This is a genomic window from Amycolatopsis sp. GM8 (genome assembly GCF_021653975.1).
Classification (GTDB): domain Bacteria; phylum Actinomycetota; class Actinomycetes; order Mycobacteriales; family Pseudonocardiaceae; genus Amycolatopsis_E.
Map to the genome: position 1 here is coordinate 191,040 of NZ_JAJKFK010000005.1, position 26,123 is coordinate 217,162.

Below are 26,123 nucleotides of genomic sequence, written 5' to 3' on the forward strand. Positions count from 1 at the left end.
CGATTTGAGCCCCTGCCCGCGCAGGTACGAGCATCGGCGGCGGGTCGCTGAGTCGCCGCATGCCGTTTCCAGCGTGCGATCACACCGAAGTACCCCGGACAGCGCTTGTGCGGCCATCTGAGGCCGCGTTTTTCGGCCTCTTGCTGGCTCTCAGCGTGACGCAGACGGCCAAGAGTCCACGGGCACCCCGCTCCTGTTCCAGCCGTCTCGACCCGTCACAGGCCCTGTGACAGGTCGATCCGGCTCCGTAGCTGGGCAAATGACGCGGTGACAGGCGAGACCGGTTGCCGCCCCGCCCGTCACATGGCCTGTCCGACGCCGCTCGCAGGCCGTATCCTGAATGCCATGAGCACGGCCCACGACTTCGAGCTACCTCCGCACGCGGGTGCACCTGCGGAGGCGGTAGACGCTGCCGCTGATGGGCAGGTGGTGTACCTGACCCGCAACGGCGAGGCGATCGCGGCCATCGTGCCGACCGACGTTGCCACGGCCGGAGCCGGTGCACTCGAAGCCTTGGAAGATGCCGACGACATCCGCGCGGCCCGCGCGGCGCTGGCCGACCCGGAACCGAGTATCCCGATGGCTGAAGTCTGGGCTGAATACGCCGATGACCTTGCCGCCTACCCGGACACCGACGAGCGGTGAGCGACCCGTACGGCATCGAATGGCGTCCTGCGGCACGTAAGGAGCTTGACCGCCTCGACCGCCCCGTCCGTGCCCGGATCCTGCGCAAGATTGCCGCTCTGGCTGATGATCCGCGCCCGCACGGCGTTGTCCGGCTCACTGGCACGTCAGACCTGTGGCGAATCCGTATCGGGGATTACCGCGTGGTCTACACAATCGAGGACAACCGACTGATCGTCACGGTTGTGCGTGTGGCACCGCGCGGCGCGGTTTACCGAGCGCTCTAATCGCCGCGCCCAGCGAGGGCCGGTTCGCCGTGCCGCGCGGCGCCGAAGATGACGAAGATGACGAAGATGACGCGGCTTGGAGAAGGTGGCCACCTCCGTCACCTTCGAGCGTCACCTTCGGCGGTAGAGACGTGAGCCTGAATCGCGGCATGGATCTCCCACATGCTGTCCACTACGACTGCGCCAGCCGCCTCGAACCGCTCTCGCTTGCCGTTCTTATTTGCGTAGGCGATGCAGGGCACACCACAGTTCTGCGACACCTGAATGTCGGTCTCTGAGTCACCGATGAAGACTGCGGCTTCGGGTCGTACGGCCAGCGCATCCAGGGCCGTTGTCAACGGCCACGGATGAGGCTTCATTCGGTACGGCATTCGATACGCGCGCCCGATCACCGGCCATACCTGACCGGCCAGCCCAACGCGTGCGAGAAACCGCTCCACTGCCGCTCCCGCGTTGTTGCTGACGATCCCCACCCGCTTCTCGGCTTCGATCGCGGCGTGCACTGATTCTATGCCGCCAACGGTTGGAATAGAGCCCTCGACGGCGACGAGTTCAGCCTCGATGAGCGCGTCTTCTACAGCGCGGGGAGTCAATTCCTTTTGCCATCTATTCAGAAAATCAAGCGGATCATCGGTTGCGATTTTCCTTCCGAACCTCTTCTCAAGATCCCGAGCTATCCGTTCCGGCGAAACAGTGGCGAATACGTCACAGATTGGGCCGTCAAAGTCGAAGAGCACGACATCTGCCCGTGGCAGCATCTCGACAACCGAGCCACGCGCGTCCGTAGTCACTCCGTAAAGTCCTTCGCGACTGAATCCCACACGCTGTCGAACCACTTCTTCGACTGTTCGACAAACTGTGAGTTCGTCGAGGTCTCGTCGTCTGCCGTCGCGTAGTGGAACAAAACCGCATCCTTCCCCATCGGGTCGAATATTTCCACTGGCCTTCCCGAGATAGCTACCGAGTGCTGGACAACCGGATAGAAGCCGAAAAACGCTTCAGATCCATTAAGGATGAAAAGCTTGAAAAGTGGAGCGGCATGATAGGTCCGTACTTGCGCGGTTGCCGAATCGATGAGGCCCAGGGCGGCCAGTTCTTCTACCGCATCGACCAGTCCCTGAATCGACCGACGGGCGATTCTCTCGGTCCGTGCCCGAACAGCTGCGGAATCGCCATCTTCGGCGACGGGAGCTGGTAGACCGATCGGCTGCGCAAGGTCCGGCAGCAAGATCCGAAAGCGAAGGCTTGACGGCTGAAGGCGTCCGGCTCTGATCTTGTCGAGCGGTTCGCTTACCACGCCGTACAGGGTCTCGCCGGAGAACCCGGCGAAGTCGATGGAGACGTCTCCCTGTTCGAAGATCTGCTCGACGTGCGGTCGCAAGCCCACAGACCGCTCCGTGCGCTGTCGAACGAAGGAGCCTCTCCCCTGGCGCGTCACGACCAGGCCCTCGTCCCGAAGGATGCCCACCGCCTTCTGCGCCGTCATTGGAGCCACGCTGAAATGTCTTGCCAGTTCGGCGAACGACGGGAGCCTGTCTCCCGGCTGGAGCTTCTGAGTCAGGATGGCGGCGCGCAGCACGCCCACTACCTGCTGGAACGGGGGGCGGGGATCTTCCGGGTCAAGTGCTTCGAGCTCATCCATGCGAGCCAGGATACGGGCACAACAGCTAGGCCATCTAGGTGAACCAACACCTTTTCTCTAGACTGCTAGTAGAGCTAGCTTGACTTCACTAGCAGAGCTGTCTAACGTCTCTCTTGTCGCCGGAATCCCCGGCACCAAGCAGGAAGCCCCGACCAGTGCTGGAACACCGGCCGGGGCGGACATCGAAACGCTGGGAGTCACGATGCAGTTCGAGGATAGCCGCATGTACCGGGTCAAGGCGGTTGCTGAGGCCCTAGATGTCTCGGTGGCGACCATCTACCGGGCGATTGAGTCCGGGAAGCTGGACGCGCTGAAGATCGGCACTGGTAAGGGCACGATCCGGATCACCGGCACGGCCGCGAACGTCTACGTCAACGCCTGCGCTGAGGCCGCGTACCAGGCGTACGTGGTCGAGGGTGCCCCGGTCGTTGAGGCCGATGTCGTGGCGGGGGAGGTGGCCTGAATGACGGCGTGGGTGTGTGGGCTTCCGCCCCGGATGGCGTGGGATGACTACGACGAGGATGAGGTCCACGCTGTGGCTTTGGCGAGCAAGGCGGGGGATCGGGATGCGTTCGGCGAGCTGTACCGGCGGTTCTATCGGCGTGTTCTGGTGTGGCTTCAGCGGCGGGTGCGCAATGACGATGACGCTGAGGAACTGGCGCAGGAAGTGTTCCTGAAGGCGATGTCGCTAGTTGGCACGTACCAGCGGCGTGAGGACAAGCCTTTCGTGGCGTGGCTGATCGCTGTGGCCAAGATGGTGCTTGATGCTCACCGCCGGAGCTGGTGGCTTGATCAGCAGGCAGTCAGCATCGAGACCGATCGCATCCAGCGCGACGCGAGCGATGGGTCCTCGACTGAGCAGGATTCGGCGGACGCGAAGTTGTCCTCGGAGGTGGCGGCCGCGTTCGACGGCTTGACCGCGGCACAGCGTCGGTGTGTGCAGATGCGGTACCTCGAAGGCTTGCCAGCGTCCACAGTGGCCACGCTGTGCGAGTGCACCGAAAGCGCGGTTAACAACAACTGCTACACCGCAGTCAAGCGGCTCCGCCGCGACCTGGTGCCGCAGGTACCCGCACAGCAGCGGGCAGAACCGGCAGCCGGCACGGTGCTGTACACGATCGCGGAGGCGGCCATCCGCACCGGCCGGTCCGCGCGGGGGCTGCACACCGCCATCCAGGATCAGCGGCTGACCGCGCACCGGGTCAACGGCCGTCTCATGGTGTCCGCCGCCGCGCTGGACGCGTTCCACGCCATCGCACAACCACCCCGCCCGCCCCGTCGCCGGCGTGCGCAGGGCACGGCGCCCGCGCTGAACGCCGTGCCGCACCCGCGCAGTTGCGCAGCCGTAGATTGTCGTGACCTGGCGGACGCGGCATGACGACCGCCGGGCAGCGACGGCGCTAACTGACCCCGGCCCGGCGGCTCGAACCGCCCGCCACAGACCCTGGTCCGTGGCGTTGAACGCGACCGCAGGGCCGGGACGCCCAACCAGCCACCCGGGATCGACCCTCGATTCGTCGATCCGCCTGACGCGTCGGCTACGGCCGCGCGCGACGGATCACCACTCCTCGACGACACCGTGCTGACCTGCATGGGTCGAGGGTGGTTGAGGGTCGATCCCACCCCCGACTCGACCCGTTCACGAACGCCTTGTCGTGAGGAGCATCGATCGTGACTTCCCCGCACGCCGACCACCGGCACCTGCGGCCCGTGAACACCCCCAGCGAGCCGGTTCACGAACCCACGCCCGACGACGGGTCGGTGAACGGTGCCCGGCGGGTGAAGCTCACCCCGGCCGCGGGTATCCGGCTCCGGCCGACGTTCTGGCTCTGGGACGGCCGCATGCCCCACGGCGCGCTCACGATCGGCCCCGGCCGGGAAGGCATCGGCAAGTCCCTTTTCTGCTCCTGGCTCGCCGCGCGGGTCACCCGCGGCGAACTCCCCGGCGTCCACTATGGACAACCCAAGGGTGTGATCTACGCCGCGACCGAGGACTCGTGGGAACGCACGCTGGCAGGGCGCCTGGTCGTCGCCGGAGCCGACATGCAGCGCGTGTACCGGGTCGAAGTCGAGCACATCACCGGGCACCACGTCCCCCTGTCCCTGCCCGTGGACTGCAACGCCCTCGGCGCGGAGATCATCCGCCACGACATCGGACTGCTCATCGTCGATCCCCTCATCTCCGCTGTGGACGGCTCTTTGAACACCAACCAGGACGCCGACCTGCGCCGCGCCCTGGAACCCCTCGCCGAACTGGCCGACCGCACCGACTGTGCCGTGTTCGGGTTGGCGCACTTCAACAAAGCCACCGGCACTGACGTCCTCTCCCGCATCATGGGCGGCCGCGCCTTCTCCGCCGTCGCCCGCGCCGCCATCGCCTTCGCTCGCGACAACACCACCGACGACGGCACCGCCGTCATCTCCCAGGTCAAGAACAACCTCGGTCGTTTGGACCTGCCCTCCCTGCGCTACCGCGTGGACTCCGTGGAGCTGGAGACCGAGGAAGGCCCCGCCCAGTGGGGACAACTCGTCATGCTCGGTGAGACCGACGTGCACGTCAACGATCTCCTGGACGAAGCCCCTGGCGGCAAGGACGAGACCAAGGACGCGGGCGAGGTCGCAGAGTGGTTGAGGGACTACCTCGCCGCCGCGGGCGGATCAGCTGAGGTGAACGAGATCTTCGAGCAGGGCAAGGCCGCCGGCGGGTGGAGTGAGTCCCAGATCCGCCGCGCGAAGAAGAAACTCAAGATCCCCAAGCCCCACAAGGACGGGATGCGCGGCGGATGGCAATGGCGGCTCCCGGCCCCCGAAGGTGACGAAGGTGGCGAAGATGACGCCTGATCCGAAGACCAACACCTTCGTCACTTCCCGCACGCCACCACCCGCACCACGGTCACATACTCGCCACAGACCGAAGATGACGCCGAAGGTGACGAAGGCGCCACCATTCCCAAAACCCCGTCATCTTCGACGCCTTCGCGTCACCTTCGGACATCCCGTACGGCACCCGGTCGGCCCGCCTCACCCCCGTATCCGCCATCACCGTCCGCACAGGGAATCGCCAGGGAACCGCGAGAGTCGAAGGGAATTTTCCCTCGCCGCCTCCCTGCCGCATTCCCTAGCGCTGACCTGCACAAGGGAATCCAAGGGACCAAGGGAGGCGTGTCCGACACGGCCCGTCCGACCCCCGAAAAACGCGGATACGGGGGGCACCCGGCCATTCCCTCCCTAACCCAGAGAGCGGGACGAACGTCACACTGCGTGACCGGTCGGGGCCCGCCGAGACGGGTTAACTCCCGGGTTAGGTCGCCGGGAGCGGGTTAGATTTCTAACTCCGGGGTTGACCCGGCCGATCTTCTCCCTGACCAGCGCGAAGTTAGCCGGGTTAGGTGGGTTACACGGGTTAGACCATCCTCTGCCAGCCCTGGAAACCGGGGTTCTCGGGACAGCGGCGCGAGCTAACTAACCCGCCCCGTTCTCGACCGCGCTGTCACTCTAGGTCTAGACCCGGGCGCCTCTAGACCTAGACCCCACCCCTAGACCCCCACGGCCCCGCTGACCAGCCACCTAGACCCCGTCAGGAGGCGCATGCCCACACCCGCCACACCAGCCGCCGCAGACACCGGCCGGGAGCCTCTAGCGTTCCACTACGGCGCGAGCGGCGCCCGACGCTAGACCTAGCATGCCCGCTAGCGTCCCGAACACCCGACGACCAGGCACCTAGCGTCTAGCGTCGCCCCGCCACGACACACCCAGAACCCGCGAAAACCGGGGTCCCGAGGGGACCGGCCGGGCCGATCCACCCTGGCCACCCCAGTCACCCTTCGGGCGTCCCCGCAGTTCAACCCGGGTGCCCGCACCGGGTGGGAGGCCGGGTGGAAATCCACCCGGCACCGCCCGATCCACCCCGCCAGGCACCCGCCACCCACCCACCCGTTTCGGGCTTCCGCGCGCCCAAAAACCGGTGCGCCAACGAAAGGAGAAGACCGTGCCATCACCGCGTCCACACGCCCGCACGACCCACGGGAGCACCGCCAGATGGACACGCCACACACCAACCCCGGCCGCGTACTACTGACCGTCGAAGCAGCCGCCCAGGCGCTCAGCATCGGCCGCACCACCATGTACACCCTCATCAAGGCCGGACGCATTGCAAGCGTCCGCGTCGGCCACCTTCGCCGCGTACCAGCTGCCGCGCTCGCGGCCTACGTCCAGCAACTCGCTACCGACCAGCAAGCCGCTTGAAAGGGGGACCTGACGAATGCCGCGCAAGAAACGAACCGAAGGAAAACGCGCACCGAATGGCGCGTCGAGCATCTACTACAGCGAATATGACAAGTTGTGGCACGGTCGCGTGACAATGGGAGTCCGCGACGACGGAAAACCGGACCGGCGTCACGTCAAGCGAAAGAAGGAAGCTGACGTCATCGACGCCGTGCGGAAACTCGAACGCGAAAGGGAAAGCGGGCAGGTTCGTAATCCTGGTCGGCCGGGGACCGTTGAAAAGTGGCTAAGGCATTGGGTGGAGAACGTGGCCGCTCCGTCCGTTCGTGACACCACACTCGCCGGGTATCGGACGGCCGTCTACAAGCATCTGATTCCGGGAATCGGAGCCCACCGAATCGACCGGTTAGAGCCGGATCACCTCGAAAAGCTCTACGCACGAATTATGGCGGAAGGTGGTAAGCCAGGGACCGCGCACCAGGTACACCGCACGATCAAGACCGCCCTTTTCGTGGCGATGGCGCGTGGCCACATCATCAAGAACGTGGCCAAGCTCGCGAAGGCCCCGCGAATCGATGAGGACGAGATTGTCCCGTTCACGGTCGAAGAGGCACAGCGGATTCTCGCCGCTGCCGCCAAGCGTCGGAATGGCGTGCGGTTCGCCGTCGCGCTCTCGCTCGGGCTGCGGAAAGGTGAAGCCCTTGGCTTGAAATGGTCGCGCGTCGATCTGGACGCGGGTGTTCTGCACACACCTCGACAACTCCAGCGGCATAAGTGGAAGCACGGTTGCGACGACCCGCACGAATGCGGGAAGGTGCTTCACAAAACGAGGCCGTGCAGGCCGACGTGTACGCGACACAAGAAACCGTGTCCTCCGGTGTGCCCGCCGAATTGCACCGGTCATGCAGCGGCTTGCCCAAAACGCCACGGCGGCGGACTGCGGGAGGTCGAGGTCAAATCACGGGCCGGAAAGCGAACGGTCGGCATTCCTAAACCGTTGCTCGAAGCGCTGCGAGAGCACAAGAAAGCGCAGGACGCCGAACGCGAGCACGCCGGTACGGAATGGCACGAGGACGGCTGGGTATTCACTCAGCCCACCGGCCGGCCGATCGATCCACGCGCCGATCACGACGAGTGGAAGAGCTTGCTCGCGGAGGCGAACGTTCGGGACGCTCGGCTGCACGACGCCCGCCACACGGCCGCGACCATGCTGCTCGTGCTCAAGGTGCCGCTACCAGCGATCATGGAGGTGATGGGCTGGGGCGAAGCGTCGGTGGCGAAGCGCTACGTGCACGTCCCGGATGAAGTCATTCTCGGCATCGCTGGCCAAGTCGAGGGGCTTCTATGGGCCGCCGCTGGAAAGGAGACCTCGGGCAAGTCCACGAAGGGGCTCACCGACAAGCAGCGGAAGGCCCTGCTCGCGCTGCTTGCCGACGTGCTCAACGAGGGCGAACTCGCGGCGGACGATGACCAGGGCGACGATGGCACGGCGGGGCTTCCAAAGGCCGTCTAAGCGGCGCAACTGAGCCCCAAACTGAGACCGGGGCACGGCCGATCATCTGGCCGTGCCCCGGTCTCCGCAGGTCACAGACCTACCGCTGGTCGGGATGACAGGATTTGAACCTGCGACCCTCCGCTCCCAAAGCGGATGCGCTACCAAGCTGCGCCACATCCCGGTCACGCCCGGCGGGGCGCTGCGATCACTCTAGCCTGACCCGCTAAACTGCCTGTGCACCACGGTCACCGAGGTGCACGCGGGCGTAGCTCAATGGTAGAGCCCCAGTCTTCCAAACTGGCTACGCGGGTTCGATTCCCGTCGCCCGCTCCAGCACGAACATGCAGGTCAGAAGCGGTTTCCGAGCGGTGGTTCTCGATCATGAGGGCTGCCGCTTGCCTCATTCGTGCCATTAACGTGCCATTAACCGACCGAGGCCAGGACGCCTGCAGCCCCATCGTCCGGGTCATCGTCGCTCACCTCCCCGCAACTGCTCGACTCGCGCGTTCAGCTCATCCGCGATCTGCCGGTCCCGGACGCTCGTGGCGTGCTGGTAGATCATCGCCGCCCGGACGGTGCTCTGGCCCATCCGTTGCATGAGCTCGCGGGTAGTCGCCCCGGCCTCTGCGGCCATCTGGTTGCCGGTGTGCCGCAGGTCGTGAAAGTGGAAGCCCGCTGGCAGCCCCGCCTTGACCACCGTGCGCACCCAATCGGTCTCCCGATGGAAGTTGCCCCGCCGAAGCACACCACCATGCTTGCCGGTGAACAGGAGGCCGTCCGGCCCCGCCTCCGCGAACTCTGGAAGGTGCTCCGCCAGGTCTTCGTCCAGGAACTGCGGCAGAGCCACGGTGCGCACGCCGGCCGCGGACTTCGTCGGCCCGACGACCAACTCACCGTCCTTCATCTGGGCAACCTTCCGCCAAACGCGGACGCACATCTTCTTTCGGTCGATGTCCCGGACCCTCAACCCAGCCAGTTCGCCCCACCGCAGTCCGGAGAAGGCCGCGAGCAGCACGAGAAACCGGTATCGGCGCGGCATCACGTCCGCCAGCCGATACACCTCGGAGATCGACGCATGTGGCCGCTCAGGAGCCGATGCTGGTCGGCGCCCTTGATCCGGCATGGGTTGCGTTTTATTCGCCCATCGTCGACGGCCGTCGAGAACATCGATCGGGCCAACCGGTACGCCTTGGCCGTCCGATCTTCGGAACGCCCATTCTCCAGTAGTTCGGCCCGCCACCGCCGGATTGTCTCTGGACCGATCGCATCCAGCCGGTGCCGACCGAGGAACGGCTCCACATGGTTGCGCCAGACGCTCGTGTGCTCTTCACGGCTCCGCTGCGATATTTTCCTTTCCCTGAGCCAGTTCCGCCCGTACTCCCCAAAGGGAACTCGACTCAATTCCGGGTCCAACCATTCGCCCCGCAGAATCTCCGACTCGATAACCGACAACCACTGTTCCGCGTCCCGCTTTCCAGGGAACGTGTTTGGCGCAGGGTGCATCAACCCATCCGGCCCGAGGTACCGCGCCTGCCACCGCCCCGACGGCAGCTCACGCACAGCCCCGAAGCGGCGGTGATTTTTCTTGTTCGCCATTTATGCGACCTTTCCGCGCGACCGGGAACGCACAATGGGTTCGACTTTCCCGGCCTGCACAAACGAATCGAGATCCTCGACGGCCAGCCGAACATGCCGTCCGACCCGGTAGAACGCAATCCGGCGTTCGGATATCAAACGCCGCACGAACCGGACCGACGTGCGCAGGTACGCGGCCGCTTCTTCAACTCCCACATACGTTTTCATTACTCACGTCCCAGCTGGCCAATGCTGTCTTCGATCTCTTCGCGCGCGATTCGCTTGCGCTCGCGAGCTTTTGCGGCAGCGGTATTGGCAAGGGCAGCATCACCAATGGTGAGCCAACCGACCCCGTCGAAGAGCCAGTTCAACGTCACAGCAGATTCGTCGCCCGCGATGTCGGCATCGGCCGACAATTCCGGGTCAGGGTGGCCAGTCTCGTCGCCAAGGCGAAACGCCCGACGAACAGCGCGAAGGGCCGTCAGCGTTGTCGAGTAGCGGCGGCTCTTGGTGGAGAAGTGGCCACCGAAGCCGAGCATGTGCGCCCACTTCTGGAGGCGGCCCCAGCCTTCTTCCCAGGCTTCGCGCTGGGCTTCCGACGTGTAGTACCAGGGGCGTTGGCCGAGGGACCAGCAGGCGGTGAGTTGCCGGGCTTGGTGGGTGTCCTGGTCGGCGTAGATGTTGGCGGCCTGCTGGGTCAGCTTCCTCGATACGTGCCCGGCTTCCTCGGTGCCTTTGGTGGCGTACTTGGCGAGGTACGCCGCCACGGCGGTCGACGAGAGGACACCGTGGTCGTCATGGTCACCGGCGTTGAGCCGGACCCGACGGATGTCGGTCTGTGTGCCCCAGGTCAGGGTCCAGCCGGTGCGATGCCGGGGGTGGGACGCCGTGGTGAAGCGCGTGACGGTCGCAGCGGTGTCGATGAGGCTGCTCAGCAACTCCGGCGTGATCGAAGCATCCGGCGCAATGATGGTATCCGGATCATCGGGGTTGACGCCATCGAGCCTGATCAGAGCGTGGAAGTGGACCGTCCCGCGCCGCTGGTACTCGGCGACCTTCGCGTAGGAGAGCCGGACCTTGACGCCCCGCTCTTTCGCCGCGGCGGCCAAGTACCGGTTGAGGGTGATCACGGTCCGGCGCCACAACTCCCCGGCGTGGAAGTTCCAGACTGCCTGGGCGTCGTAGTCGTAGCAGTCCCGGCAGATCGGCTCACCGACCGAGGGGTCGTCGTCGGGGTGCCGGATCCGGCACTCGGTCGACCGGCCGTGCGGGCAGAGCGGGGCGTGGCGCCGGGGACGGCAGGGCCGGACCTGGCCGTTGGAGCCGACGACGCGGGTGTGGACGGGCCCGAATGCGGGCGCGGTGAGGGTGACGAAGAAGCACGGGTGCTCGGTCACCGTGTCGGGCACGCCTTTGCCGCCGACGAGCCCGGCCTTGACGAGCTGGTACGTGTCGGCGCGGTAGGTCTCCGCGCAGGCCGGGCACACGGAAGAGCGCCGGTTTTTGCAGGCGACGTACAGCCGCCCGTCGGGCATGTCGTCGGTTGGCCGTTCGGTGGTGCCGTCGTCCCAGGTGGCTTCGAGCCGGAGCCGGACGGGCCGCGAGCAGGCGGCTGCGGGCAGGACGTGCGCGAGCCACCACCGGTAGCCGGGTTGAGAAGCCCGGGCCACGATCTGTGCCTCGGCAACGGCTCCCAGCCCCACCACGGTCTGGGCGGTGGGGCTCGGAGTCATGGTCGAGACGGTCACGGTTCTCAGAACAGGTAGGCGTATGCGTCGACGTCGGCGGTAGTGGCCCAGCGGAAGCCGTTCACGAGTTCGCCGGTCGGGCTATAGGTCGGCAGCACGGCCGACGGGTCGAACGCCTCGATAGGCAGCCCCACGAACCGCGGAGAGCCTGGGGCGTACGCGAGTCGAACGACGTCGACCGCGCCGTCGGGGGCCGAGACGAACACCCAGACCTGATCCGGAGTGGTCGCGATCGGCATACTTGCGGTGAGCATTGTGGACAGTCCTCTCCTGCAAGACGAATACGGAATTGCTTTCAGGCGAAGGCTTTCCGGCTGCGCAGTTCTCGCGCGTAATCGACGAGGGAATAGATCTGCGCGTCGGTCAGATAGGCGGTCTTCATGCGGCGAGGCATGCCGCCCTCGGCCAGGAGCAGCGCCACTCCCCGTTCTTCCGGGGCGATGGCGGACGCGTCGTAACCCTGGCTGGCCCAGCCGCGACCGAGAATGATGTCGGACGACGAGTCCGTCGTGCAGCGGTAAGCCATGCGGTAGCCGAACAAGTCCCGTAGCGAGGTCGGGATGATGTCGGCGGACGGGCGTTGCGTGGCGGCCACGACGATGACTCCGGCCGCGCGGCCACGTGCGACGAGATCGCGCAGCAGTCGCACGAACATGTCCTGCTGGTCTCTACCGCCCATGGTGGCGGAGAACAGGGCCAGTTCGTCGATGACGACCATGATCACGTCGATCGGGTCACGACGGTCGATCTTGCGGCGCCGCACTCTGTCGAGCTCGCGGTATCGGCGGTCCATCTCCGCCTGAAGCTGTTCCAGGGCAGTGAGTGCAGCTTCGATGTCCGGGCCCACGAAGAGATCCGCGATGTCGCGCCACAGGCCGAGCTCGACTTGCTTGCCGTCGAACAGCCACAGCGACACATCCGGGGACAGCGCGCTGTGCGCCACGATGTTGTTGAGCCCTACCGATTTCCCCGCACCGGGCTCCCCCGCGAGCAGGATGTTCCGCCAAATCAGCTCGATGTCAACGCCGTACCCGTCCTCGTAGATACCGAGGTGCACTGGGTCGTAAATGGACAGTCCAGCAACGGGAACGGTGTTCTTCTTGGACATCAGTCGATCCAGTCGGAGAGGTCATCGCCTACCGCTTTGCCTCGGTCAGCAGGCTTTTCGGCGGGCCGTTTCACCGGCAGGGCCGTGACCGTTGCGCCGGTAATGGGTTCGGCATCCTCACGCGGGAGTCGACCACCCAGCAGCGAGCCGAGTTGGCTCAGCGGCGAGTCGATCGGGGTCGACTTGTCGAGCGGGTCACGGCGGATGACGTCGACCGCGAACAAGGTCGACAGCTTGCGCACCTTGTGCAGGCGCGCGTCCCGGGCGAAGCAGGCCGGCGCGATGTATTCCAGCGCTTCTTCGATATCGCCGGACGAGGAACCGGCGCGCGACCACAGCCAGATCCGTTCGCCGGTCTTGGTCGGCCGGGCCCACAGCATGAACGGCAACGCGCCGTCGAGGTTCATCGTGCGTGCCCGCGCTTGCCGCAGGCAGGTCCGGAGGCGATGCCGGTCAACGAGGCACCAGAACCGCGCGTACACGAACCAACGAGTGTGTGGAACCAGCACGATCACCAGTGCCACACCGCCGAAAATCAGCCACGCGATAACGCCTCCGACTTCGTGCCCGAGCCAGATGCGTCCGGTCACGACGACCGAGACCATGAAGATCTCGGCGCGCCAGCGCACGAGGACACCAACGATCAGCACGAACCATGATCGCTTCGGGTCCTGCCAGATTTCCATCACATCGAGCCGTCGCGCTCCCCGCGAGCGGCGAATAGACTTGGCCACGACTCTCGCACCTCCAGGGCGGAGTTGTCGACGAGAGGCACGGGTCCGGACAGGAACCGCCAAGAACCGAACCGGCCCCGTGCTCTCTCGTGATCAATCAGAAGTAGTGCCAGAATTCGCTGCTGTAGAAGAACTCATACAGCGCTTGCCGCAGCCGGACGAGGTCCGGATCGCTCTTAATCTTGGGATATCCTTTGACCGCCAAGAGATCGGCTACGTCGTGGATCAATCCAAAGGTGAACCGAGCGTCCTCAGCTGGATCGGTTGGATCGAGCGGATATTGCACATCACCGGGTCGCATGGGTCGCGCCTCAGGAAGCGGACGTGCTCGAACCGGACTTCGAACCAGACACGGCCTTGATGTCGGTCGCGCGGAAAGCCACGCCGTTGCGGCCGTTCTGTGCCCACGGAATCGCCTGCAACTCCACCGGGGTGACAGGTGTACCAATCGGGACCTTCGGCGGCTGTGGGGCCGCCACGGTCACGCTGATCACCTCAGCCCCGCCGTTGTCCATGGCAACCAGCTGCACAGACCACATGGGAATGTTCGTGCTGCGCTCGACGCGCTGCACGCCGTTCTGGTCGGTTTTCGGCTGAGCCTCACGGCCCACCGTGAACGTGACCTGCGAAGTGTCGATCATCAATCGCATATCTACTGGCCTCCAAGGCAGTTACTTGATCCTCAGCGCCCCGCGCGGTGTGACGCGGTAGGTTGCGGTGCGCTGAACCAAGATGCCTCCGGACGCGGGGACCACTTCACCACAACGAAGGACTTCTCAGGACGTCCTGGACGTCCTAAAGTCGTCCCATGCGAAACGAACGGCTTCGGGATGCTCTGGCAACAGCCGGGGTCGCTGCCGATGCGCTGGCCGAAGAGCTTGCCGTGGACGCGAAAACGGTCGAGCGGTGGATCACAAAAGGCCGGGTGCCGTACCGGAAGTACCGCAGCCACATTGCCGCACGCCTGCATACCACCGAGAACTACCTCTGGCCGGACGCGTTGAGCCGCGACGAAGCCGCCACAGTCAGCCAGTCGGAGCTGGTGACGTTCTTCCCGCACCGCAACTCGATCCCGACCGAGCTGTGGGAACGAGTGATCAACGACACGACCGAGCGAATCGACATCGTGGTCCACACGGGACTTTTCCTTGTAGAGCGCCCAAATTTCGTCAAGTCATTGGTCACGAAGTCTCGAAGCGGATGCAGCATCCGACTGACGTTCGGCGATCCCGCAAGCCGTGAGGTGACGCGCAGGAGCGAGGAAGAGCGGTTGGGCAAGCACACTCTTGCCGGGCGGATCCGCAACGCTCTGGCGTTCTACCGCCCGCTGTTCGAGATGGCCGAGCCGGAGATCCGGTTTCACCGGACCACGTTGTACAACTCGATCTTCCGACTCGATGACGAGATGATCGTGAACACCCATGTGTACGGCATCCAGGGCGCGCACGCCCCCGCCATGCACCTACGACGACTGTCGTCGGGCACCCTGTTCGACACATACGTCCAGAGCTTCGAAGAAATCTGGCGGACCTCGAAACCCGCAACGCTAGAAGAGGCGAACCTTGACGCGAACTGACTACTTCAACGACCCCAACGCCCCGGCCGCGAACAGCATCGGCGTAGCGGTCAGCGCGTTCACCCTCAACGAGCGCGGCGAGCTGCTGATGATCCGCCGCACCGACAACGACCTGTACGCCCTGCCTGGCGGTGGCCTTGAGCTGGGCGAGACGCTGAGTGAAGCCCTGGTCCGCGAAGTGCAGGAGGAAACCGGAGTCACCGTCAAGGTGATCGAGCTGATCGGCGCGTACTCGAATCCACGGCACGTGATCGCGTACGACGACGGCGAGGTCCGGCAGGAGTTCTCGCTCTGCTTCCGCGCCCAGCCGGTGAGCGGCGATCTGCGCACCAGCTCCGAGAGCAAGGAAGTCCACTGGGTGCCGCGCGACGCGATCGCCGACCTCAACGTGCACCCATCGATCCGGCTCCGCATCCAGCACGGCTTCGAGCAACGTCAGTCGGCGTTCTTCACCTGAGCCGCCGCTAACCGTGCCTCGGTGCGCTCGACCGCGCGGAGCCGTTCCGGCCACGACAGGTCGATTGCCCTGCTGACCGTATGTTCGGGCCCGTAGCGCTCCTTAACCTCGGTCATGCGCTCGATGAACGTCAGCGTCTCCCCATCCGGCCCCGTCGTCATGTCCGCCCACCACAGCGCGTCCCGCTCGGGTGTCTGCTCGTCCTCATACTCGTCGACGAGATGCGCCAGGCCGACGATCTCCCCATCCTGGCGAGCCGCGGAATGATGAGCAACGAGGTTCACCAGCCGGGGCGGCGTGCCGATACTCGCGAGGTAGCGGGCGCCGTCGACCGGATGGAAACCGAGCACCGCGAGGTCCGGCGCATAGCCGACGTCATGCAGCAAGGCCGCGACCTCGACCAGCTCCACGTCCAGGCCAGGCACCCCGACCAGCTGGCGCGCCCGCCGTGCGACGCCCTGCACATGGGCCCACCGACGCGGCAGCGGCTCCGCGAGCTTCTCAGCCGCCACGTCATGCGCCCAGCTCACCAACGACATGGGCGGAGGGTACCCGCGGCTACGGCCTGCTGCGCCGCGCGAGCAGGCTCGGGGTCAGGTCGCCGGCCGCGATCCAGTCCCTCGCATCGGCGTCGATCCAGCCGGCGACGTCAAGCGCCAACGTGAGCAGCTCGTCCAGCGGCCGGTTGTGCACCGGCTCGTGATGCCCGATCCGGTTCCGCAACACGTGCAGCGTCGAGACCGCGCGCTCGACATCCGCCCGGCGCTTGCCGGGGAAGGCCCGGTACATGCAGTAGCGCCAGAGCGTGCCGTCGTAGCGGCGAGCGAGTAGGAACCGCCAGAACCCGAGGTTCAGCTCGGCGACCACCCGGCCGGGTGTCTCTGGCCGCCCGTTGCGGGTACCCCGGCGGATGGCTTCCCGGATGTCCTTGCGCGTTTGCTGGCTGACCATGGGCTCGATCGCCGCATACCAGCGATCGGTGCCATATTGGCGCTGCGACCATGCGGTGAGTTCGCGATGCAGCGCGTTGCGCACCAAGACCTCGACGTGGCCCAGCGTCCGCCAGAAGGCCGCCGAAACCTCCGCGTTCCACTCGTAGAGGGCCGCCGCGTCGCCGTGACTGGTAGTCGCAGCACGGTAAGGGGCGAGACGATCGCGGGAGAACCACGATTCGAGGTGACTCAGCTCAGGCATCGTGTACCATGATCTATGAAGACCCCGGCTCGCCTCTGACTCAAGCGGCCGGGGTTTTGGCGTGTCGGGGCTATTTCTCGATCTACGGCTGCTGGCAGCTACAAGGCGCCACCTCCTGAGCTTGTACACCCACATCTGCGACCTGATCGAGCGGGACCACATAGACGCCCTTACTCGGGATGGTCCTCACCAGCCCGCGCTCCCGCAGGATCCGCACCGCGTGCCGGGATGTCCCGAGAGACACCCCGTACTCGTTCGCGAGCTTGTTTTCGGCGAACAGGGGCTCGTTGGGACGCAGCTCACCAGCCCTGATCCGAGCCTCAATGAGATCGGCCATCTGCTCATACAGATAGCCGATCGCGTCGGGATCGAACATGAACGACATGGATCTACCTCCGTTTGGTTGCAGTCGGACATCAACTGCCGCCAACCGTCGGTCCAGCTCAACCACGCCGGCACGATCATCGCCGAGCAAGCCAGGAGCTGAACGCGAGCCACGGTGCGGCCCTATCCCCCACGGGACGTACAAGCGCCGTGCTCTGCGCGGTAACCAGGCCCGCCGCACCAGGACGCACCGCCAGAATATGCGAATTTTAGATATTCGCAAGCACTGGGGTGACCTGATGTCGTGGAGAAGTCGATCTACTCGGCCGAGTACCAGCAGGTCTGCGACCTCCTGCGACAACTCCGGCGCGAGGCAGGATTGACTCAAGTCCAGGTGGCCGAGGCCCTCGGGGTACCACAGTCCTTCGTCAGCCGATACGAGTCCGGGCAGCGACGATTGGACATCGTCGAGTTGCGTCACGTCGGTCAAGTTTTGAATGTCTCGATTCTCGGACTCCTTGCCCGCCTAGGCTCAGACTGGACATAGACTAATCTACATCGCGTTACTCAAATTCTTGCTCTTCGTCTCGTTGCACACTCCAGTTAATATTTTCCTTAGCGCTTTTTTGCAGTGCAACATAAAAGGCATGAGCTGGGCTTTCGATTGGGATCGTTGACGCAATAGCGCGAGACTTCTCGTATTGTTCAACATCTTCCGGAAATGGCTCACCTGGAGTACCGTGCCTAATGCCTTCGAGGACCGCACCATGAAGATAACGCGACACCTCGGAGTAACACTCAGAGCCAATCTGGTCTGCGCGCTCTAACAGGTCTCGGACCCAGCCGAATTTAGTCCAGATAAATTCCCTGGACATTTTCCCCAATAGTAGCGCGGCCACCTGGAGCCGCCGCGGTTCAGTCGAACCGGCCCATTGATTTAGCTCGTGCAACACTTCATCATCTAGATGCCCCACCACCATCTTAAAGATGTATGGCCACCAGTGCCGATACTGCCATATGTCAAGTTTGACAAGAACGGTATCTGCCACGAGTCTTATTAGCGGCACAATCGATCTCGAAGTACGGAACCTGAACTCAAGATGGCCCGGCGACAGGTAAGGCAGAGCCTGATAGTCGGGCACGCCTTCGCTTTGGGCCGCGCGAGCGACCCTTCGCTCGAACATTGCGAGTACCGCAAACGGCTTTGTTTTTGAAACTTCAGCCAAGAACGACTCAATATTATAGTCGTCAATGGTTGGGCAGTCAATCATGGATTCAAGTAAGTCGCCGATTTGACCATCAGACAGATCTTGATAGTGGAGCTCTCCGTGCTGACCGAAGCTTCCGACGATCTCGCTCGCAACCGACGTACTGCCATTAATAGAAATGGTAGTTAGCAAATCTATCCTGATTGCAGCTTCAATTTCGGAAGGCAGACTTAGGCCGCGAGCTAGGGTATTTTTGATTAAATCACTATCAGAAGATGCCAACGTCGACAATATCTGAAGCTCCGCCTGAGACATCGGTTCTGAGCGACCTATCCATAAAAGGGTCCAAGCCGCATTTACGATAAGCTCATCGAGTCCGCTTTCAAGTAGCCTTTGGAGTAGAACAGCGTACTTCTCGTGCATTGATCTTCGGACAGAAGCGAGTGCAGCACCGGAATGCGCGAAAAAGGGGCTATCCGGGCCACTAAGGCAATGCTCTAAAATCTGCACAGCCAGATCAGGCCAATCATCGCAAAGTATTGACATGAAGGAACCAGAATTGCCAGATTCATTCCCTAATTCCAGGACTGAAATGATGCGCTCAGAAATTGCACCGAGTGCCTCATGTGGATTAGGAACCTCACGTTGCAGTTGACGAGCGACCCCGAGCTGAAAATCATGCCATTGTTGCTCTCGTTCGAGGTAGTCGTCTTCGTCCGAAAAGAATGCCGAATGAGCCCAGCCATGCAGTAAGGACCTCGTCAGTTTCGCAGTCAGATCGTCGCTAAGGAGATCGAGAATTTCACGAGCCGCTTCCCGAATACTTCCTTCACCATAACGAGCGTGCCGACTGACCGCTTGGCGGATACCGTCCTCAACTAAGGCATCTGGATGATGACCTTGCAGAACACCTTTTATATTCTCAAGAGTATGCACGAATTCAGGAATCCAACTCGCGCGCTCGTCTTCGGTGATCTCGCGTCCAAAGGAGCCGATTGGGTATTGGAGCGCCGAACCTAACGATCTTGCCGCCCTCGCGCCGACCTTCAAGTCGGAGTGGTAAAGTAATTCAATTGCGCGGCTGATTATTCGCTCGCGTAAAGGCGACACGGCCTCCGCCCTGACAGCGAATGGTCGCATTGTTAACGCATGACCGTTTGCCTCCGTACTGTATCCCTCTGTCGCAAGCGCCGAATCTAGCACGTCGAGCGGGGAGTGAAAGTACCCAGCGAGACTCGGATCGGCGGTCCATGTAATTGCTCGATCGACGATACGGCTGCTGAACCCGACAGGTTTGTTAGGTTGGTAAGATACAAGGTCTTGCAATATTCGAACCGCGTGATCCGCCTGCGAATTTAGGTTGGCCGGAAATTCCCTCCCCAGTGTCCACAGGATGTCGCACACGCCAGATACATGCTCAATATGAAGTGCAGCGCCACGCAGGAACTGCGGGATCGCACGCAATACCCAGTTGTAGCCGCCTAACTTTGGCCCCAAGGCTGCCGCTGACTCATCGACTTCCACAGGGTTCTCAATCAAAGCTTTCGCCAATGCAATGGATCTAGCTGGCTGATAGTATGAAATATTCGAAAAGGAAGTCAGAAGGGCTTGGCGTTCCAAAATTCCTGAAGCCATGAACTCTGAGGTCAAGGACTGCCAGATCTGCTCCATGATTCGAGACTCAGTCTCATGCTCGATGGATATCCGCCAATCTAACTTGGCAATGTTGACGATCAAATTTTGAGCAATAGTACCGGAAATTTTAGAGAAGACAAGGTCAGCATACCCGGTAGGCATCTGAAGACTTGCATTGAAGCACGCTTCTGCAACTAGGAAATCGCCCAACAAATCGGGCACGACTCTAACCTTGCGTCCACGCCGAAGAAGCACACCAGCTTCCTCCAGTGAGCCTATTAGTCGTACGAGATAGTCCCATCGCTCATCTATGACCCGAACCGCAACTTCCCTAAATTCGTCAGAGTTGACAATTACAGGCTGGAGTAGCGCGACTAATTCGAGAATGCCCTGTAAAGCAGAATGATCGCTGCTTGTCCCGAGTCTGCCCAGGTGGTCGTCTCGAAACCGTTTCACCAGAAATGATCTGGTAGTGTCGTTGTCAACGAGGTCGTGGAGTTGCGCTACTCCAGCTGCTATTAATTGGCCGGCGATTACGGTAAATAGTGGACAATCACGAGTAGTGCGGGCAATTACCTGACTCGCGTCCACGGGCCCATCATGGGCCGTAAGCACTTCACGAGCAAGTAGCTCAAGGTTGCCCAATTCTATGTCACTAAGGTCGAGAAGGGGAGGTTCTCCGATACCAATCATGCCATACGTACGCAGGTCGGCGATTAGGCTCGACTTCCCGTATGGCCGAGTAGCGAAAATGATTTTTAGATCAAGCAAGGAGCGTGCTGCGGTGTACACGACCAAATCCAGGTCGTCTCTATCATGCACATCGTCAATTATGAGTAGATAAGATCCCAGCGGGAGTTTGTCAATACTCTCAGGCTGGAACGAATGCTGCGGGGCGAGGAATAGTACCGTCCGATCTTGATGCTCTTGTTCAACATGGCATGCGATCTTCCGCAGCAATCGACTCTTTCCGAGTCCACCTCGACCGCTAATCACGAAAACCAGACCGTCGGACGAGACGAAGTTGTATATCGTTTCTAGTTCACTTGCACGTCCGACGAATTCCCACGCGTGGCTGAGAATTGCTCCTGGCGACAGATTTGGGCGAAAGAATTCATCATTTGTCAGCCACACCGTCCCAAGCCCGGCCGACATGACGATATTCATCGTATTATTGTCGCCAACTTGAATCCCAAAATCGTTTGTCGCATTAACGATGGTCTGGTTTGAGAGGTTTTGTGACTGGCGCGTTCCAGGATTAACACCGCTCGTCGGCTCACTCATGTTGAGTCCCGTGTCAGAAATTGAGATTCATGGTGTTCTGATCTCCAATCTGCACACCTTTAGAATCATGTATATCGACGGTATACTTCCCGACTGCCGCGCCGTCCGGATCAACAATCTCTAGGACTCGTTGAGCTGCGGCGATCAAAACCTCATCATTGCCGACGTCGCTTGCCAGCAAGGCGGCCTTTAAGGCTTCTTCGTTCGCCTTGGGGTCTGCGCAGAAGTCGTCAACCAGTGATTCACTTTCATCGTCACTCTTGTCTATTCTTCTGCGCACTAGCTTTAGCAGGCCGTCGTAGACGTCCTTCACGGCAGCCTTGGTGGTGTCTTGAATGCCGGCCGCCGCACCAGCGGTCAACGCAGTAACAACAAGATCCATCGATTCCAACATTTTCCCTCGACTCGGTAGTTCCGTGTGTACTGTGAGAATTTTCGTTACGTCTTCAAGCCGCCCTGTCGGGCGGGCGCGCGGGCCGAACTGGCGCGCGGCCGAGCTGTCCCGCTCCGCTCGGCCCGGCCGCGCAGAACGCCGTCGGCCGCCGCGCGCACGACGTGGAGGGCGCCAGACTCAAGGGACTCACGAAAGACAGGCCGCCGCCGGAAGGCACACCATCCCCGCGATCGCCGAATGGTCAAAGCCGGGCCGAACGCCGTCAACCCCGCTTCGCGCCGATCACGCCGGGGGTGGCCACCTTGCGTCCGCCCAGTCACGGAACGTAAGTCGCCAGTACAGCGTGATCGGTTACAGGGTTGACGGCGCCCGTCCCGGCTGTGGGCGGCTTTGGATCGCGGGAATGGTGCCGCGTGACTGGTGCGCGGTGCCAGCTCAGCGGGCCACGCGCGTGCCATTAGCGTGCCATTAGAGGCGGTCAACCACGGTCAACGCAGGCCGCTCCGGACCCACTCAACCGCAGGTCAGCGCCATGATCCTCGGCGATCTTGAAGTCTTCCAAACTGGCTACGCGGGTTCGATTCCCGTCGCCCGCTCCGGCGCAGGTCAGGCATACAAAACGAGCGGCGCTCCCATCACAAAGAACGCCGCTCGTGTCGTGTGGGCCATTGACGGGCCATAGCCGACGGGAGCCTGCGCACCAACTGTCCCTCCTGCGCAGGTCGCCGAAGTGGAAACCCAGGATGCGTGTTCTTCATCTGCGCGATCCACCGTGGGATCGAACGCGCGATCCGGCGCGCTGCAATCAGGCGCCGCACAAACCGGACTTCAGAAAAACAGGCACCGCCGCGCGATCGGCGGCGGCGCAGCGGGCATGGAGGTCCACCGGTGCCGGGCCGCCACGCCGACTAGTGTCCGGTGAGCTTGGCGACCACCGGAGCCAACATATCGGCGAAGTCGGCGCCGAAGACGAAATACGAGAAACCGAGTTCCTCGCGGCGCCGCTGGATTTCGTCGGCGGCGGCTGACGGGTCGGCCGGGAGGGCGGCGAGCGAGTCCGCCGCGCGGACGGCGGCTGGGTCGGTGTCGGGGGACGCCATGAAAGGTGCGACCCGGTCGCCCACAACCGACACGTGGAGCGCTAGCTCGACATCCCGGACAGCGCGGAACTCGCGTGCCAGCTGCGCGAGTTCGACTCGCGACTCATCCGGCATCTGCACGAACGTGACCGTGTCCGCGACCTCAGCCGCCAGCGCACGGGCCTTCGGGCCCCGCACAGCCATCGCCACAGGCGTGTGGCGGTCGGGGCCATCGAGATCTCGCAGCACCCTGACGGTCTCACGTATCCGGGCCAGCCGCTCGGCCGGCGGGACGACCGGCATCCCCTTTTCGCGCAGCTCGTCCTCGATGCCCGGCCGGCCCGTACCGATCCCCAACTCGAAGCGACCGCCGGTGAGCTCCGACAGCGAGTGCGCCTCCCACGCCGTCAGCCACGCGGGGCGCAGCGGCGAGGCATACACCCAGGTGCCCACGCGCAGGTCGGTAACGGCCGCAGCAGTGGCCAGCGTCGGCCCGGGCGCCGGTTGCAGGCTCGGGAAATCCGGCATCAGCAGAGTCGAGTAGCCGCTGTCGGCGATGCGGCGCGCCTGGTCGAGCCACGCCGGCACGTCAGTCCTGATCGGTGCGACAACCCCGAATCGAAACGGTCTCGTCATGCCTGGATTCCTTTCCACGGAAGGTCCTTCGGTGCGTCCAGAGCTATCGACCACGGCTCCCCCCGAAAGTCACCGGTGCGGCCGAGCCGACGATGAGTTCTTTCCGGTGCGCCGGTCCACACTGTCGACACCGTTACCACTCGAGGAGGAGCCATGACCGACAAATCGTTCACCACGTGCCTTTGGTTCGACGGCAACGGGGAGGAAGCCGTGAACTTCTACGCCAGCATCTTCGCCGACTCGAAGATCGGCGACATCGGGCGGTACGTCGAGGACGAACACGGCACACCCGGCTCGGTCATGACGGTCGAGTTCGAGCTCAACGGGCAGAAGTTCATCGCGCTCAACGGCGGGCCGGAGTTCAGGTTCACCGAGGCCATCTCGTTCCAGATCCCGTGCGCGGACCAGGAAGAAGTCGACTACTACTGGGAAAAGCTCACCGCCGGCGGTGGCGAGGAAGGCCCGTGCGGCTGGCTCAAGGACAAGTTCGGCCTGTCCTGGCAGGTCGTGCCGACCCGGTTCACCGAACTGATCAGCGACGCCGACCCGGTGAAGGCCGCACGCACCATGAAGGCGATGTACACGATGCGGAAGCTCGACATCGCCGCGCTCGAGAAGGCTTACGCGGGCTGAAGCGCACCGTTCACTCGACCGGGCGCGCGGTCGCCATCGCGCGCTCGGTTTCCCAGAACGCCCGCATCGACGTCACCAGCCCGGCTTCGTTGACGCGGTAGACGAAAACGCCGTCCGTATCGACCCGGTAGCCGCCGGGCAGGAACGTCGTGATCGTGCCGTAGTTCGCGACCTCGCCGCCCGCCGCGAACGAGTCGCGAATGGTGAACTCGAACCGCTCCACCTTCGCGATCGTCAGCTCCCAGAACGCGTTGATCCCGTCGTGCCCGTGGTGGCCGGCGCCTTCGGGGTCGAACATCGACGGGCCCACGGGGTCCTCGATGACGCCGTCGGGCGCGAACAGCGCGACCCACTCGCCCTTCGCGCCGCGCACGACGGCATTCATCGAGCGCCACGCCGCCGTCCGCGCGGGCGGCTGCTCCGCTTCTGTGTCCCAGCAGACCTCGATGCCCATGGCTACACCTTCGCGATGATCTCGTCGGCGAACTTCCTGATGGCGTCCTTCTTCGGCCCGATCGGATCCCCGAAGCCGATGCCGTCGAACACCCACGGCTGGGTCACGATGTCGGTCACGCCGATCTCGCCCTGTTCCCGGTAGCCGTCGACGCCGAACCGGTCGATGCACACCGCCTGGATCTCGAACGGCACGTCCGCCCGCCCGTACTCCGCGCGCAACGCCGCCAGCCGCTCGATCGTGTCGCGCAGGTCGTCGAACTTCATCATCGCGCTCGACCAGCCGTCCGCCACCCGCGCGGCGCGGCGCAGCGCGACTTCGGTGTGCCCGCCGATGTAGAACGGCACCCGCTTCGACGGCGCCGGGCTCATCTGCAGCTTGTCGAAATCGAAGAACTTGCCGTGGTACTCGGCCATCCCGCCGTCGAGAATCAGCCGCAGCACGTCGATCGCCTCGTCGACGCGCTTGCCGCGGTTGGCGTACGGCGCGCCGCACCATTCGAACTCCTCCGGCGACCAGCCGACCCCGAGCCCCAGCCCGAACCGGTTGTTCGTCAGCACCGCCACGGACCCGACCTGCCGGGCGAGCAGCACCGGGTTGCGCGAGCCGAGCTTGATGACCGATGTGTAGAAGCCGATCTCGCTCGTCACCGCCCCCATCGACGCGACCGCGACGAGCGGGTCGGCCCAGGGCGTGTCCGCGTTCCAGAACCGGCTGCCGTCCGGGGTGTACGGGTACTCCGCCGAGACCGACTCCGAATAGAACAACGAGTCGGGCAGCACGATCGAGGAGAAGCCGCTCTCCTCGGCCGTGCGGGCGAGTTCGGCGAACTGGTCCAGGGGGTTCATGGCGACCGAGAGGCTGAACTTCATACCCGCGAGACTATAACGTGTTCTAGTCTTCGTCGAGAGGTCCCCCGCGAGCACGGGAACTCTCCGCGTAGTGTCCGCGTTGTCCGGTTCAAGAAACCCGAACTCGTGGGAGTAACCGATGGGCACCGCGGTCACCTTGATCGTGCTCCTTCTGATCATCATCGGTGGCGTGGCGTATTTCGCCAGGTCACAGTCGGCCAAACGGCAGCGCCAGCTGGACGACGCCAAGGCCGACGCCCGCCGCCTCGTGGAGCGGCTCGGTGGGCAGGTGCTCAACCTCACGGGCACCGACACCGCGTCGCAGCAGGCGCTCGCCGACGCGGCCGAGCGCTACAACGCCGCCGGCTCGCAGCTGGACCAGGCCCGCACCGCCGAGCAGGCGAAACTGGTCAAGGAGACGGCACTCGAAGGGCTTTACTACGTCCGCGCGGCGCGCACGGCCATGGGCATCGACCCGGGCCCGAAGCTGCCGGAGGAGCTGGAGCGCGAGCGCGCCGGCAAGGTGTCCGAGCACCGCAAGGTCGACGTCGAGGGGCAGAGCTACGAGGCCTCCCCCGACCCGGGTTCGAACACGCCGTACTACTACCCCGGCGGCCGCGTCGCCGGACGGCCGGTGCCGCAGGGCTGGTACAGCGAGCCGTGGTGGAAGACCGCGCTGGTCGCCGGTGCCTGGGGCCTGGGCTCGGTGCTGCTGTTCGATGCGATGTTCTCGGGGATGAGCGGTATCGCGACCGCGAACGCGTGGGAGTCCGGGTACGACGCCGGCCAGGAGGATGCGGCCGCCGACGCCGGAGATGGCGGTGGTGATGGCGGCGATGGCGGGGATGGTGGCGACGGCGGCGACTTCGGTGGTGACGGCGGCGGCGATTATGGCGGAGGCGACTTCGGAGGCGGGGACTTCGGAGGCGGAGACTTCGGCGGGGGCTTCGACTTCTGACCG

The 26,123-nt window shown here is 63.7% G+C and carries 31 protein-coding genes and 2 tRNA genes; 13 read left to right on the forward strand and 20 right to left on the reverse strand.

Going from position 1 to position 26,123, the window contains the following annotated elements; translation table 11 throughout:
• Positions 1–345 precede the first annotated feature (345 nt).
• Positions 346–645, forward strand: coding sequence for a hypothetical protein (locus LOZ83_RS24340; protein ID WP_236793852.1), 300 nt, complete (start codon positions 346–348; stop codon positions 643–645).
• Positions 642–911, forward strand: a complete 270-nt coding sequence (locus LOZ83_RS24345; RefSeq protein WP_236793854.1) for a type II toxin-antitoxin system RelE/ParE family toxin — start codon at positions 642–644, stop codon at positions 909–911. Before LOZ83_RS24340 ends, LOZ83_RS24345 begins: the two co-directional genes overlap by 4 nt.
• 98 nt (positions 912–1,009) lie before the next feature.
• On the opposite strand, the gene LOZ83_RS24350 is transcribed toward LOZ83_RS24345, so the two are convergent.
• Together LOZ83_RS24350 and LOZ83_RS24355 are read right to left on the reverse strand one after the other, a co-directional pair.
• Positions 1,010–1,702 (reverse strand): HAD family hydrolase, encoded by a 693-nt coding sequence (locus LOZ83_RS24350; protein WP_236793856.1) that lies wholly within the window; start codon positions 1,700–1,702, stop codon positions 1,010–1,012.
• Entirely contained in the window at positions 1,699–2,553 is an 855-nt protein-coding gene (locus LOZ83_RS24355) for a GntR family transcriptional regulator (RefSeq protein WP_236793858.1), read from the reverse strand. Before LOZ83_RS24355 ends, LOZ83_RS24350 begins: the two co-directional genes overlap by 4 nt.
• A gap of 202 nt (positions 2,554–2,755) precedes the next feature.
• Here LOZ83_RS24355 and LOZ83_RS24360 point away from each other — a divergent pair, with 202 nt between their 5' ends.
• From LOZ83_RS24360 to xerC, 5 genes are all read left to right on the forward strand, one after another.
• Complete coding sequence (locus tag LOZ83_RS24360) at positions 2,756–3,016, forward strand: helix-turn-helix domain-containing protein (protein WP_236793860.1); 261 nt, start codon at positions 2,756–2,758, stop codon at positions 3,014–3,016.
• Positions 3,017–3,931, forward strand: coding sequence for a sigma-70 family RNA polymerase sigma factor (locus LOZ83_RS24365; RefSeq protein WP_236793862.1), 915 nt, complete (start codon positions 3,017–3,019; stop codon positions 3,929–3,931).
• Positions 3,932–4,224: 293 nt separating this feature from the next.
• Entirely contained in the window at positions 4,225–5,394 is a 1,170-nt protein-coding gene (locus tag LOZ83_RS24370) for an AAA family ATPase (protein ID WP_236793864.1), read from the forward strand.
• Positions 5,395–6,591: 1,197 nt separating this feature from the next.
• A complete protein-coding gene (locus LOZ83_RS24375; protein WP_236793866.1) occupies positions 6,592–6,798 on the forward strand; it encodes a helix-turn-helix domain-containing protein in 207 nt (68 codons plus the stop codon).
• Positions 6,799–6,814: 16 nt separating this feature from the next.
• A complete protein-coding gene (gene xerC, locus LOZ83_RS24380; protein WP_236793868.1) occupies positions 6,815–8,290 on the forward strand; it encodes a tyrosine recombinase XerC in 1,476 nt (491 codons plus the stop codon).
• A gap of 86 nt (positions 8,291–8,376) precedes the next feature.
• Here the strand turns inward: xerC and LOZ83_RS24385 are convergent.
• Positions 8,377–8,453, reverse strand: a tRNA-Pro gene (locus LOZ83_RS24385).
• 78 nt (positions 8,454–8,531) lie between these two features.
• Here LOZ83_RS24385 and LOZ83_RS24390 point away from each other — a divergent pair.
• Positions 8,532–8,605 (forward strand) — tRNA-Gly (locus LOZ83_RS24390).
• Between the two features lie 133 nt (positions 8,606–8,738).
• On the opposite strand, the gene LOZ83_RS24395 is transcribed toward LOZ83_RS24390, so the two are convergent.
• The 9 genes from LOZ83_RS24395 to LOZ83_RS24435 form a co-directional block, all read right to left on the reverse strand.
• Positions 8,739–9,395: a site-specific integrase gene (locus tag LOZ83_RS24395; RefSeq protein WP_308190291.1), complete on the reverse strand. Its 657-nt coding sequence runs from the start codon at positions 9,393–9,395 to the stop codon at positions 8,739–8,741.
• Positions 9,311–9,868: an N-terminal phage integrase SAM-like domain-containing protein gene (locus tag LOZ83_RS24400; protein WP_236793870.1), complete on the reverse strand. Its 558-nt coding sequence runs from the start codon at positions 9,866–9,868 to the stop codon at positions 9,311–9,313. The genes LOZ83_RS24395 and LOZ83_RS24400 overlap by 85 nt, the downstream gene beginning before the upstream one ends.
• On the reverse strand, positions 9,869–10,075 hold the full coding sequence (locus LOZ83_RS24405) for an excisionase family DNA-binding protein (protein WP_236793872.1): 207 nt from the start codon (positions 10,073–10,075) through the stop codon (positions 9,869–9,871).
• Positions 10,075–11,595 carry a replication initiator gene (locus tag LOZ83_RS24410; protein WP_236793874.1) on the reverse strand — a complete coding sequence of 507 codons (1,521 nt, stop codon included), beginning with the start codon at positions 11,593–11,595 and terminating at the stop codon, positions 10,075–10,077. The genes LOZ83_RS24405 and LOZ83_RS24410 overlap by 1 nt, the downstream gene beginning before the upstream one ends.
• A gap of 5 nt (positions 11,596–11,600) precedes the next feature.
• Positions 11,601–11,849 carry a hypothetical protein gene (locus LOZ83_RS24415; protein ID WP_236793876.1) on the reverse strand — a complete coding sequence of 83 codons (249 nt, stop codon included), beginning with the start codon at positions 11,847–11,849 and terminating at the stop codon, positions 11,601–11,603.
• Between the two features lie 41 nt (positions 11,850–11,890).
• The gene (locus tag LOZ83_RS24420) at positions 11,891–12,703 is read right to left on the reverse strand and encodes an FtsK/SpoIIIE domain-containing protein (RefSeq protein ID WP_236793878.1); all 813 of its coding nucleotides are present in this window, start codon (positions 12,701–12,703) and stop codon (positions 11,891–11,893) included.
• Positions 12,703–13,437 (reverse strand): hypothetical protein, encoded by a 735-nt coding sequence (locus tag LOZ83_RS24425; RefSeq protein ID WP_236793880.1) that lies wholly within the window; start codon positions 13,435–13,437, stop codon positions 12,703–12,705. The genes LOZ83_RS24420 and LOZ83_RS24425 overlap by 1 nt, the downstream gene beginning before the upstream one ends.
• A 97-nt stretch (positions 13,438–13,534) precedes the next feature.
• Entirely contained in the window at positions 13,535–13,738 is a 204-nt protein-coding gene (locus LOZ83_RS24430) for a hypothetical protein (protein WP_236793882.1), read from the reverse strand.
• Between the two features lie 10 nt (positions 13,739–13,748).
• On the reverse strand, positions 13,749–14,078 hold the full coding sequence (locus LOZ83_RS24435; RefSeq protein WP_236793884.1) for a hypothetical protein: 330 nt from the start codon (positions 14,076–14,078) through the stop codon (positions 13,749–13,751).
• A 167-nt stretch (positions 14,079–14,245) separates the two neighbouring features.
• Here LOZ83_RS24435 and LOZ83_RS24440 point away from each other — a divergent pair, with 167 nt between their 5' ends.
• Together LOZ83_RS24440 and LOZ83_RS24445 are read left to right on the forward strand one after the other, a co-directional pair.
• Positions 14,246–15,013 (forward strand): DUF5919 domain-containing protein, encoded by a 768-nt coding sequence (locus LOZ83_RS24440; RefSeq protein WP_236793886.1) that lies wholly within the window; start codon positions 14,246–14,248, stop codon positions 15,011–15,013.
• Positions 15,000–15,470: an NUDIX hydrolase gene (locus LOZ83_RS24445; protein WP_236793888.1), complete on the forward strand. Its 471-nt coding sequence runs from the start codon at positions 15,000–15,002 to the stop codon at positions 15,468–15,470. The genes LOZ83_RS24440 and LOZ83_RS24445 overlap by 14 nt, the downstream gene beginning before the upstream one ends.
• Here the strand turns inward: LOZ83_RS24445 and LOZ83_RS24450 are convergent.
• From LOZ83_RS24450 to LOZ83_RS24460, 3 genes are all read right to left on the reverse strand, one after another.
• The gene (locus tag LOZ83_RS24450) at positions 15,449–16,009 is read right to left on the reverse strand and encodes an HD domain-containing protein (protein ID WP_236793890.1); all 561 of its coding nucleotides are present in this window, start codon (positions 16,007–16,009) and stop codon (positions 15,449–15,451) included. The genes LOZ83_RS24445 and LOZ83_RS24450 overlap by 22 nt on opposite strands.
• Positions 16,010–16,028: 19 nt before the next feature.
• Positions 16,029–16,664 carry a hypothetical protein gene (locus tag LOZ83_RS24455; RefSeq protein ID WP_236793892.1) on the reverse strand — a complete coding sequence of 212 codons (636 nt, stop codon included), beginning with the start codon at positions 16,662–16,664 and terminating at the stop codon, positions 16,029–16,031.
• Positions 16,665–16,746: 82 nt separating this feature from the next.
• Entirely contained in the window at positions 16,747–17,049 is a 303-nt protein-coding gene (locus LOZ83_RS24460) for a winged helix-turn-helix domain-containing protein (protein ID WP_236793894.1), read from the reverse strand.
• A gap of 243 nt (positions 17,050–17,292) precedes the next feature.
• Here LOZ83_RS24460 and LOZ83_RS24465 point away from each other — a divergent pair, with 243 nt between their 5' ends.
• Complete coding sequence (locus LOZ83_RS24465; protein WP_308190293.1) at positions 17,293–17,535, forward strand: helix-turn-helix transcriptional regulator; 243 nt, start codon at positions 17,293–17,295, stop codon at positions 17,533–17,535.
• A 16-nt stretch (positions 17,536–17,551) separates the two neighbouring features.
• Here the strand turns inward: LOZ83_RS24465 and LOZ83_RS24470 are convergent, their stop codons facing one another.
• The 3 genes from LOZ83_RS24470 to LOZ83_RS24480 all read right to left on the reverse strand — a co-directional run bounded on the left by LOZ83_RS24470 (position 17,552) and on the right by LOZ83_RS24480 (position 23,224).
• Complete coding sequence (locus tag LOZ83_RS24470; protein ID WP_236793895.1) at positions 17,552–21,115, reverse strand: ATP-binding protein; 3,564 nt, start codon at positions 21,113–21,115, stop codon at positions 17,552–17,554.
• Positions 21,116–21,128: 13 nt separating this feature from the next.
• Complete coding sequence (locus LOZ83_RS24475) at positions 21,129–21,497, reverse strand: RIP homotypic interaction motif-containing protein (RefSeq protein WP_236793897.1); 369 nt, start codon at positions 21,495–21,497, stop codon at positions 21,129–21,131.
• Between the two features lie 920 nt (positions 21,498–22,417).
• Positions 22,418–23,224: an LLM class flavin-dependent oxidoreductase gene (locus LOZ83_RS24480; RefSeq protein ID WP_236793899.1), complete on the reverse strand. Its 807-nt coding sequence runs from the start codon at positions 23,222–23,224 to the stop codon at positions 22,418–22,420.
• Positions 23,225–23,377: 153 nt separating this feature from the next.
• On the opposite strand from LOZ83_RS24480, the gene LOZ83_RS24485 reads away from it, so the two are divergent.
• Positions 23,378–23,857 (forward strand): VOC family protein, encoded by a 480-nt coding sequence (locus tag LOZ83_RS24485; RefSeq protein WP_236793901.1) that lies wholly within the window; start codon positions 23,378–23,380, stop codon positions 23,855–23,857.
• A 10-nt stretch (positions 23,858–23,867) separates the two neighbouring features.
• Here the strand turns inward: LOZ83_RS24485 and LOZ83_RS24490 are convergent, their stop codons facing one another.
• A complete protein-coding gene (locus tag LOZ83_RS24490) occupies positions 23,868–24,311 on the reverse strand; it encodes a nuclear transport factor 2 family protein (protein ID WP_236793903.1) in 444 nt (147 codons plus the stop codon).
• Positions 24,312–24,313: 2 nt separating this feature from the next.
• Positions 24,314–25,183, reverse strand: a complete 870-nt coding sequence (locus LOZ83_RS24495; protein ID WP_236793905.1) for a TIGR03619 family F420-dependent LLM class oxidoreductase — start codon at positions 25,181–25,183, stop codon at positions 24,314–24,316.
• A 118-nt stretch (positions 25,184–25,301) separates the two neighbouring features.
• Between LOZ83_RS24495 and LOZ83_RS24500 the strand changes: the two genes are divergently transcribed.
• The gene (locus LOZ83_RS24500; protein ID WP_236793907.1) at positions 25,302–26,120 is read left to right on the forward strand and encodes a hypothetical protein; all 819 of its coding nucleotides are present in this window, start codon (positions 25,302–25,304) and stop codon (positions 26,118–26,120) included.
• Positions 26,121–26,123: the final 3 nt, after the last annotated feature.

What these genes read in the sequence shown, in the direction of transcription:
- LOZ83_RS24340 (WP_236793852.1), top strand. Translation starts at nt 346, where the DNA reads ATGAGCACGGCCCACGACTTCGAGCTACCTCCGCACGCGGGTGCACCT.
- LOZ83_RS24355 (WP_236793858.1), bottom strand. Translation starts at nt 2,553, where the DNA reads ATGGATGAGCTCGAAGCACTTGACCCGGAAGATCCCCGCCCCCCGTTC.
- LOZ83_RS24360 (WP_236793860.1), top strand. Translation starts at nt 2,756, where the DNA reads ATGCAGTTCGAGGATAGCCGCATGTACCGGGTCAAGGCGGTTGCTGAG.
- LOZ83_RS24365 (WP_236793862.1), top strand. Translation starts at nt 3,017, where the DNA reads ATGACGGCGTGGGTGTGTGGGCTTCCGCCCCGGATGGCGTGGGATGAC.
- LOZ83_RS24375 (WP_236793866.1), top strand. Translation starts at nt 6,592, where the DNA reads ATGGACACGCCACACACCAACCCCGGCCGCGTACTACTGACCGTCGAA.
- xerC (WP_236793868.1), top strand. Translation starts at nt 6,815, where the DNA reads ATGCCGCGCAAGAAACGAACCGAAGGAAAACGCGCACCGAATGGCGCG.
- LOZ83_RS24395 (WP_308190291.1), bottom strand. Translation starts at nt 9,395, where the DNA reads ATGCCGGATCAAGGGCGCCGACCAGCATCGGCTCCTGAGCGGCCACAT.
- LOZ83_RS24400 (WP_236793870.1), bottom strand. Translation starts at nt 9,868, where the DNA reads ATGGCGAACAAGAAAAATCACCGCCGCTTCGGGGCTGTGCGTGAGCTG.
- LOZ83_RS24405 (WP_236793872.1), bottom strand. Translation starts at nt 10,075, where the DNA reads ATGAAAACGTATGTGGGAGTTGAAGAAGCGGCCGCGTACCTGCGCACG.
- LOZ83_RS24415 (WP_236793876.1), bottom strand. Translation starts at nt 11,849, where the DNA reads ATGCTCACCGCAAGTATGCCGATCGCGACCACTCCGGATCAGGTCTGG.
- LOZ83_RS24420 (WP_236793878.1), bottom strand. Translation starts at nt 12,703, where the DNA reads ATGTCCAAGAAGAACACCGTTCCCGTTGCTGGACTGTCCATTTACGAC.
- LOZ83_RS24430 (WP_236793882.1), bottom strand. Translation starts at nt 13,738, where the DNA reads ATGCGACCCGGTGATGTGCAATATCCGCTCGATCCAACCGATCCAGCT.
- LOZ83_RS24435 (WP_236793884.1), bottom strand. Translation starts at nt 14,078, where the DNA reads ATGATCGACACTTCGCAGGTCACGTTCACGGTGGGCCGTGAGGCTCAG.
- LOZ83_RS24440 (WP_236793886.1), top strand. Translation starts at nt 14,246, where the DNA reads ATGCGAAACGAACGGCTTCGGGATGCTCTGGCAACAGCCGGGGTCGCT.
- LOZ83_RS24450 (WP_236793890.1), bottom strand. Translation starts at nt 16,009, where the DNA reads ATGTCGTTGGTGAGCTGGGCGCATGACGTGGCGGCTGAGAAGCTCGCG.
- LOZ83_RS24455 (WP_236793892.1), bottom strand. Translation starts at nt 16,664, where the DNA reads ATGCCTGAGCTGAGTCACCTCGAATCGTGGTTCTCCCGCGATCGTCTC.
- LOZ83_RS24460 (WP_236793894.1), bottom strand. Translation starts at nt 17,049, where the DNA reads ATGTCGTTCATGTTCGATCCCGACGCGATCGGCTATCTGTATGAGCAG.
- LOZ83_RS24470 (WP_236793895.1), bottom strand. Translation starts at nt 21,115, where the DNA reads ATGAGTGAGCCGACGAGCGGTGTTAATCCTGGAACGCGCCAGTCACAA.
- LOZ83_RS24475 (WP_236793897.1), bottom strand. Translation starts at nt 21,497, where the DNA reads ATGGATCTTGTTGTTACTGCGTTGACCGCTGGTGCGGCGGCCGGCATT.
- LOZ83_RS24480 (WP_236793899.1), bottom strand. Translation starts at nt 23,224, where the DNA reads ATGACGAGACCGTTTCGATTCGGGGTTGTCGCACCGATCAGGACTGAC.
- LOZ83_RS24485 (WP_236793901.1), top strand. Translation starts at nt 23,378, where the DNA reads ATGACCGACAAATCGTTCACCACGTGCCTTTGGTTCGACGGCAACGGG.
- LOZ83_RS24490 (WP_236793903.1), bottom strand. Translation starts at nt 24,311, where the DNA reads ATGGGCATCGAGGTCTGCTGGGACACAGAAGCGGAGCAGCCGCCCGCG.
- LOZ83_RS24495 (WP_236793905.1), bottom strand. Translation starts at nt 25,183, where the DNA reads ATGAAGTTCAGCCTCTCGGTCGCCATGAACCCCCTGGACCAGTTCGCC.
- LOZ83_RS24500 (WP_236793907.1), top strand. Translation starts at nt 25,302, where the DNA reads ATGGGCACCGCGGTCACCTTGATCGTGCTCCTTCTGATCATCATCGGT.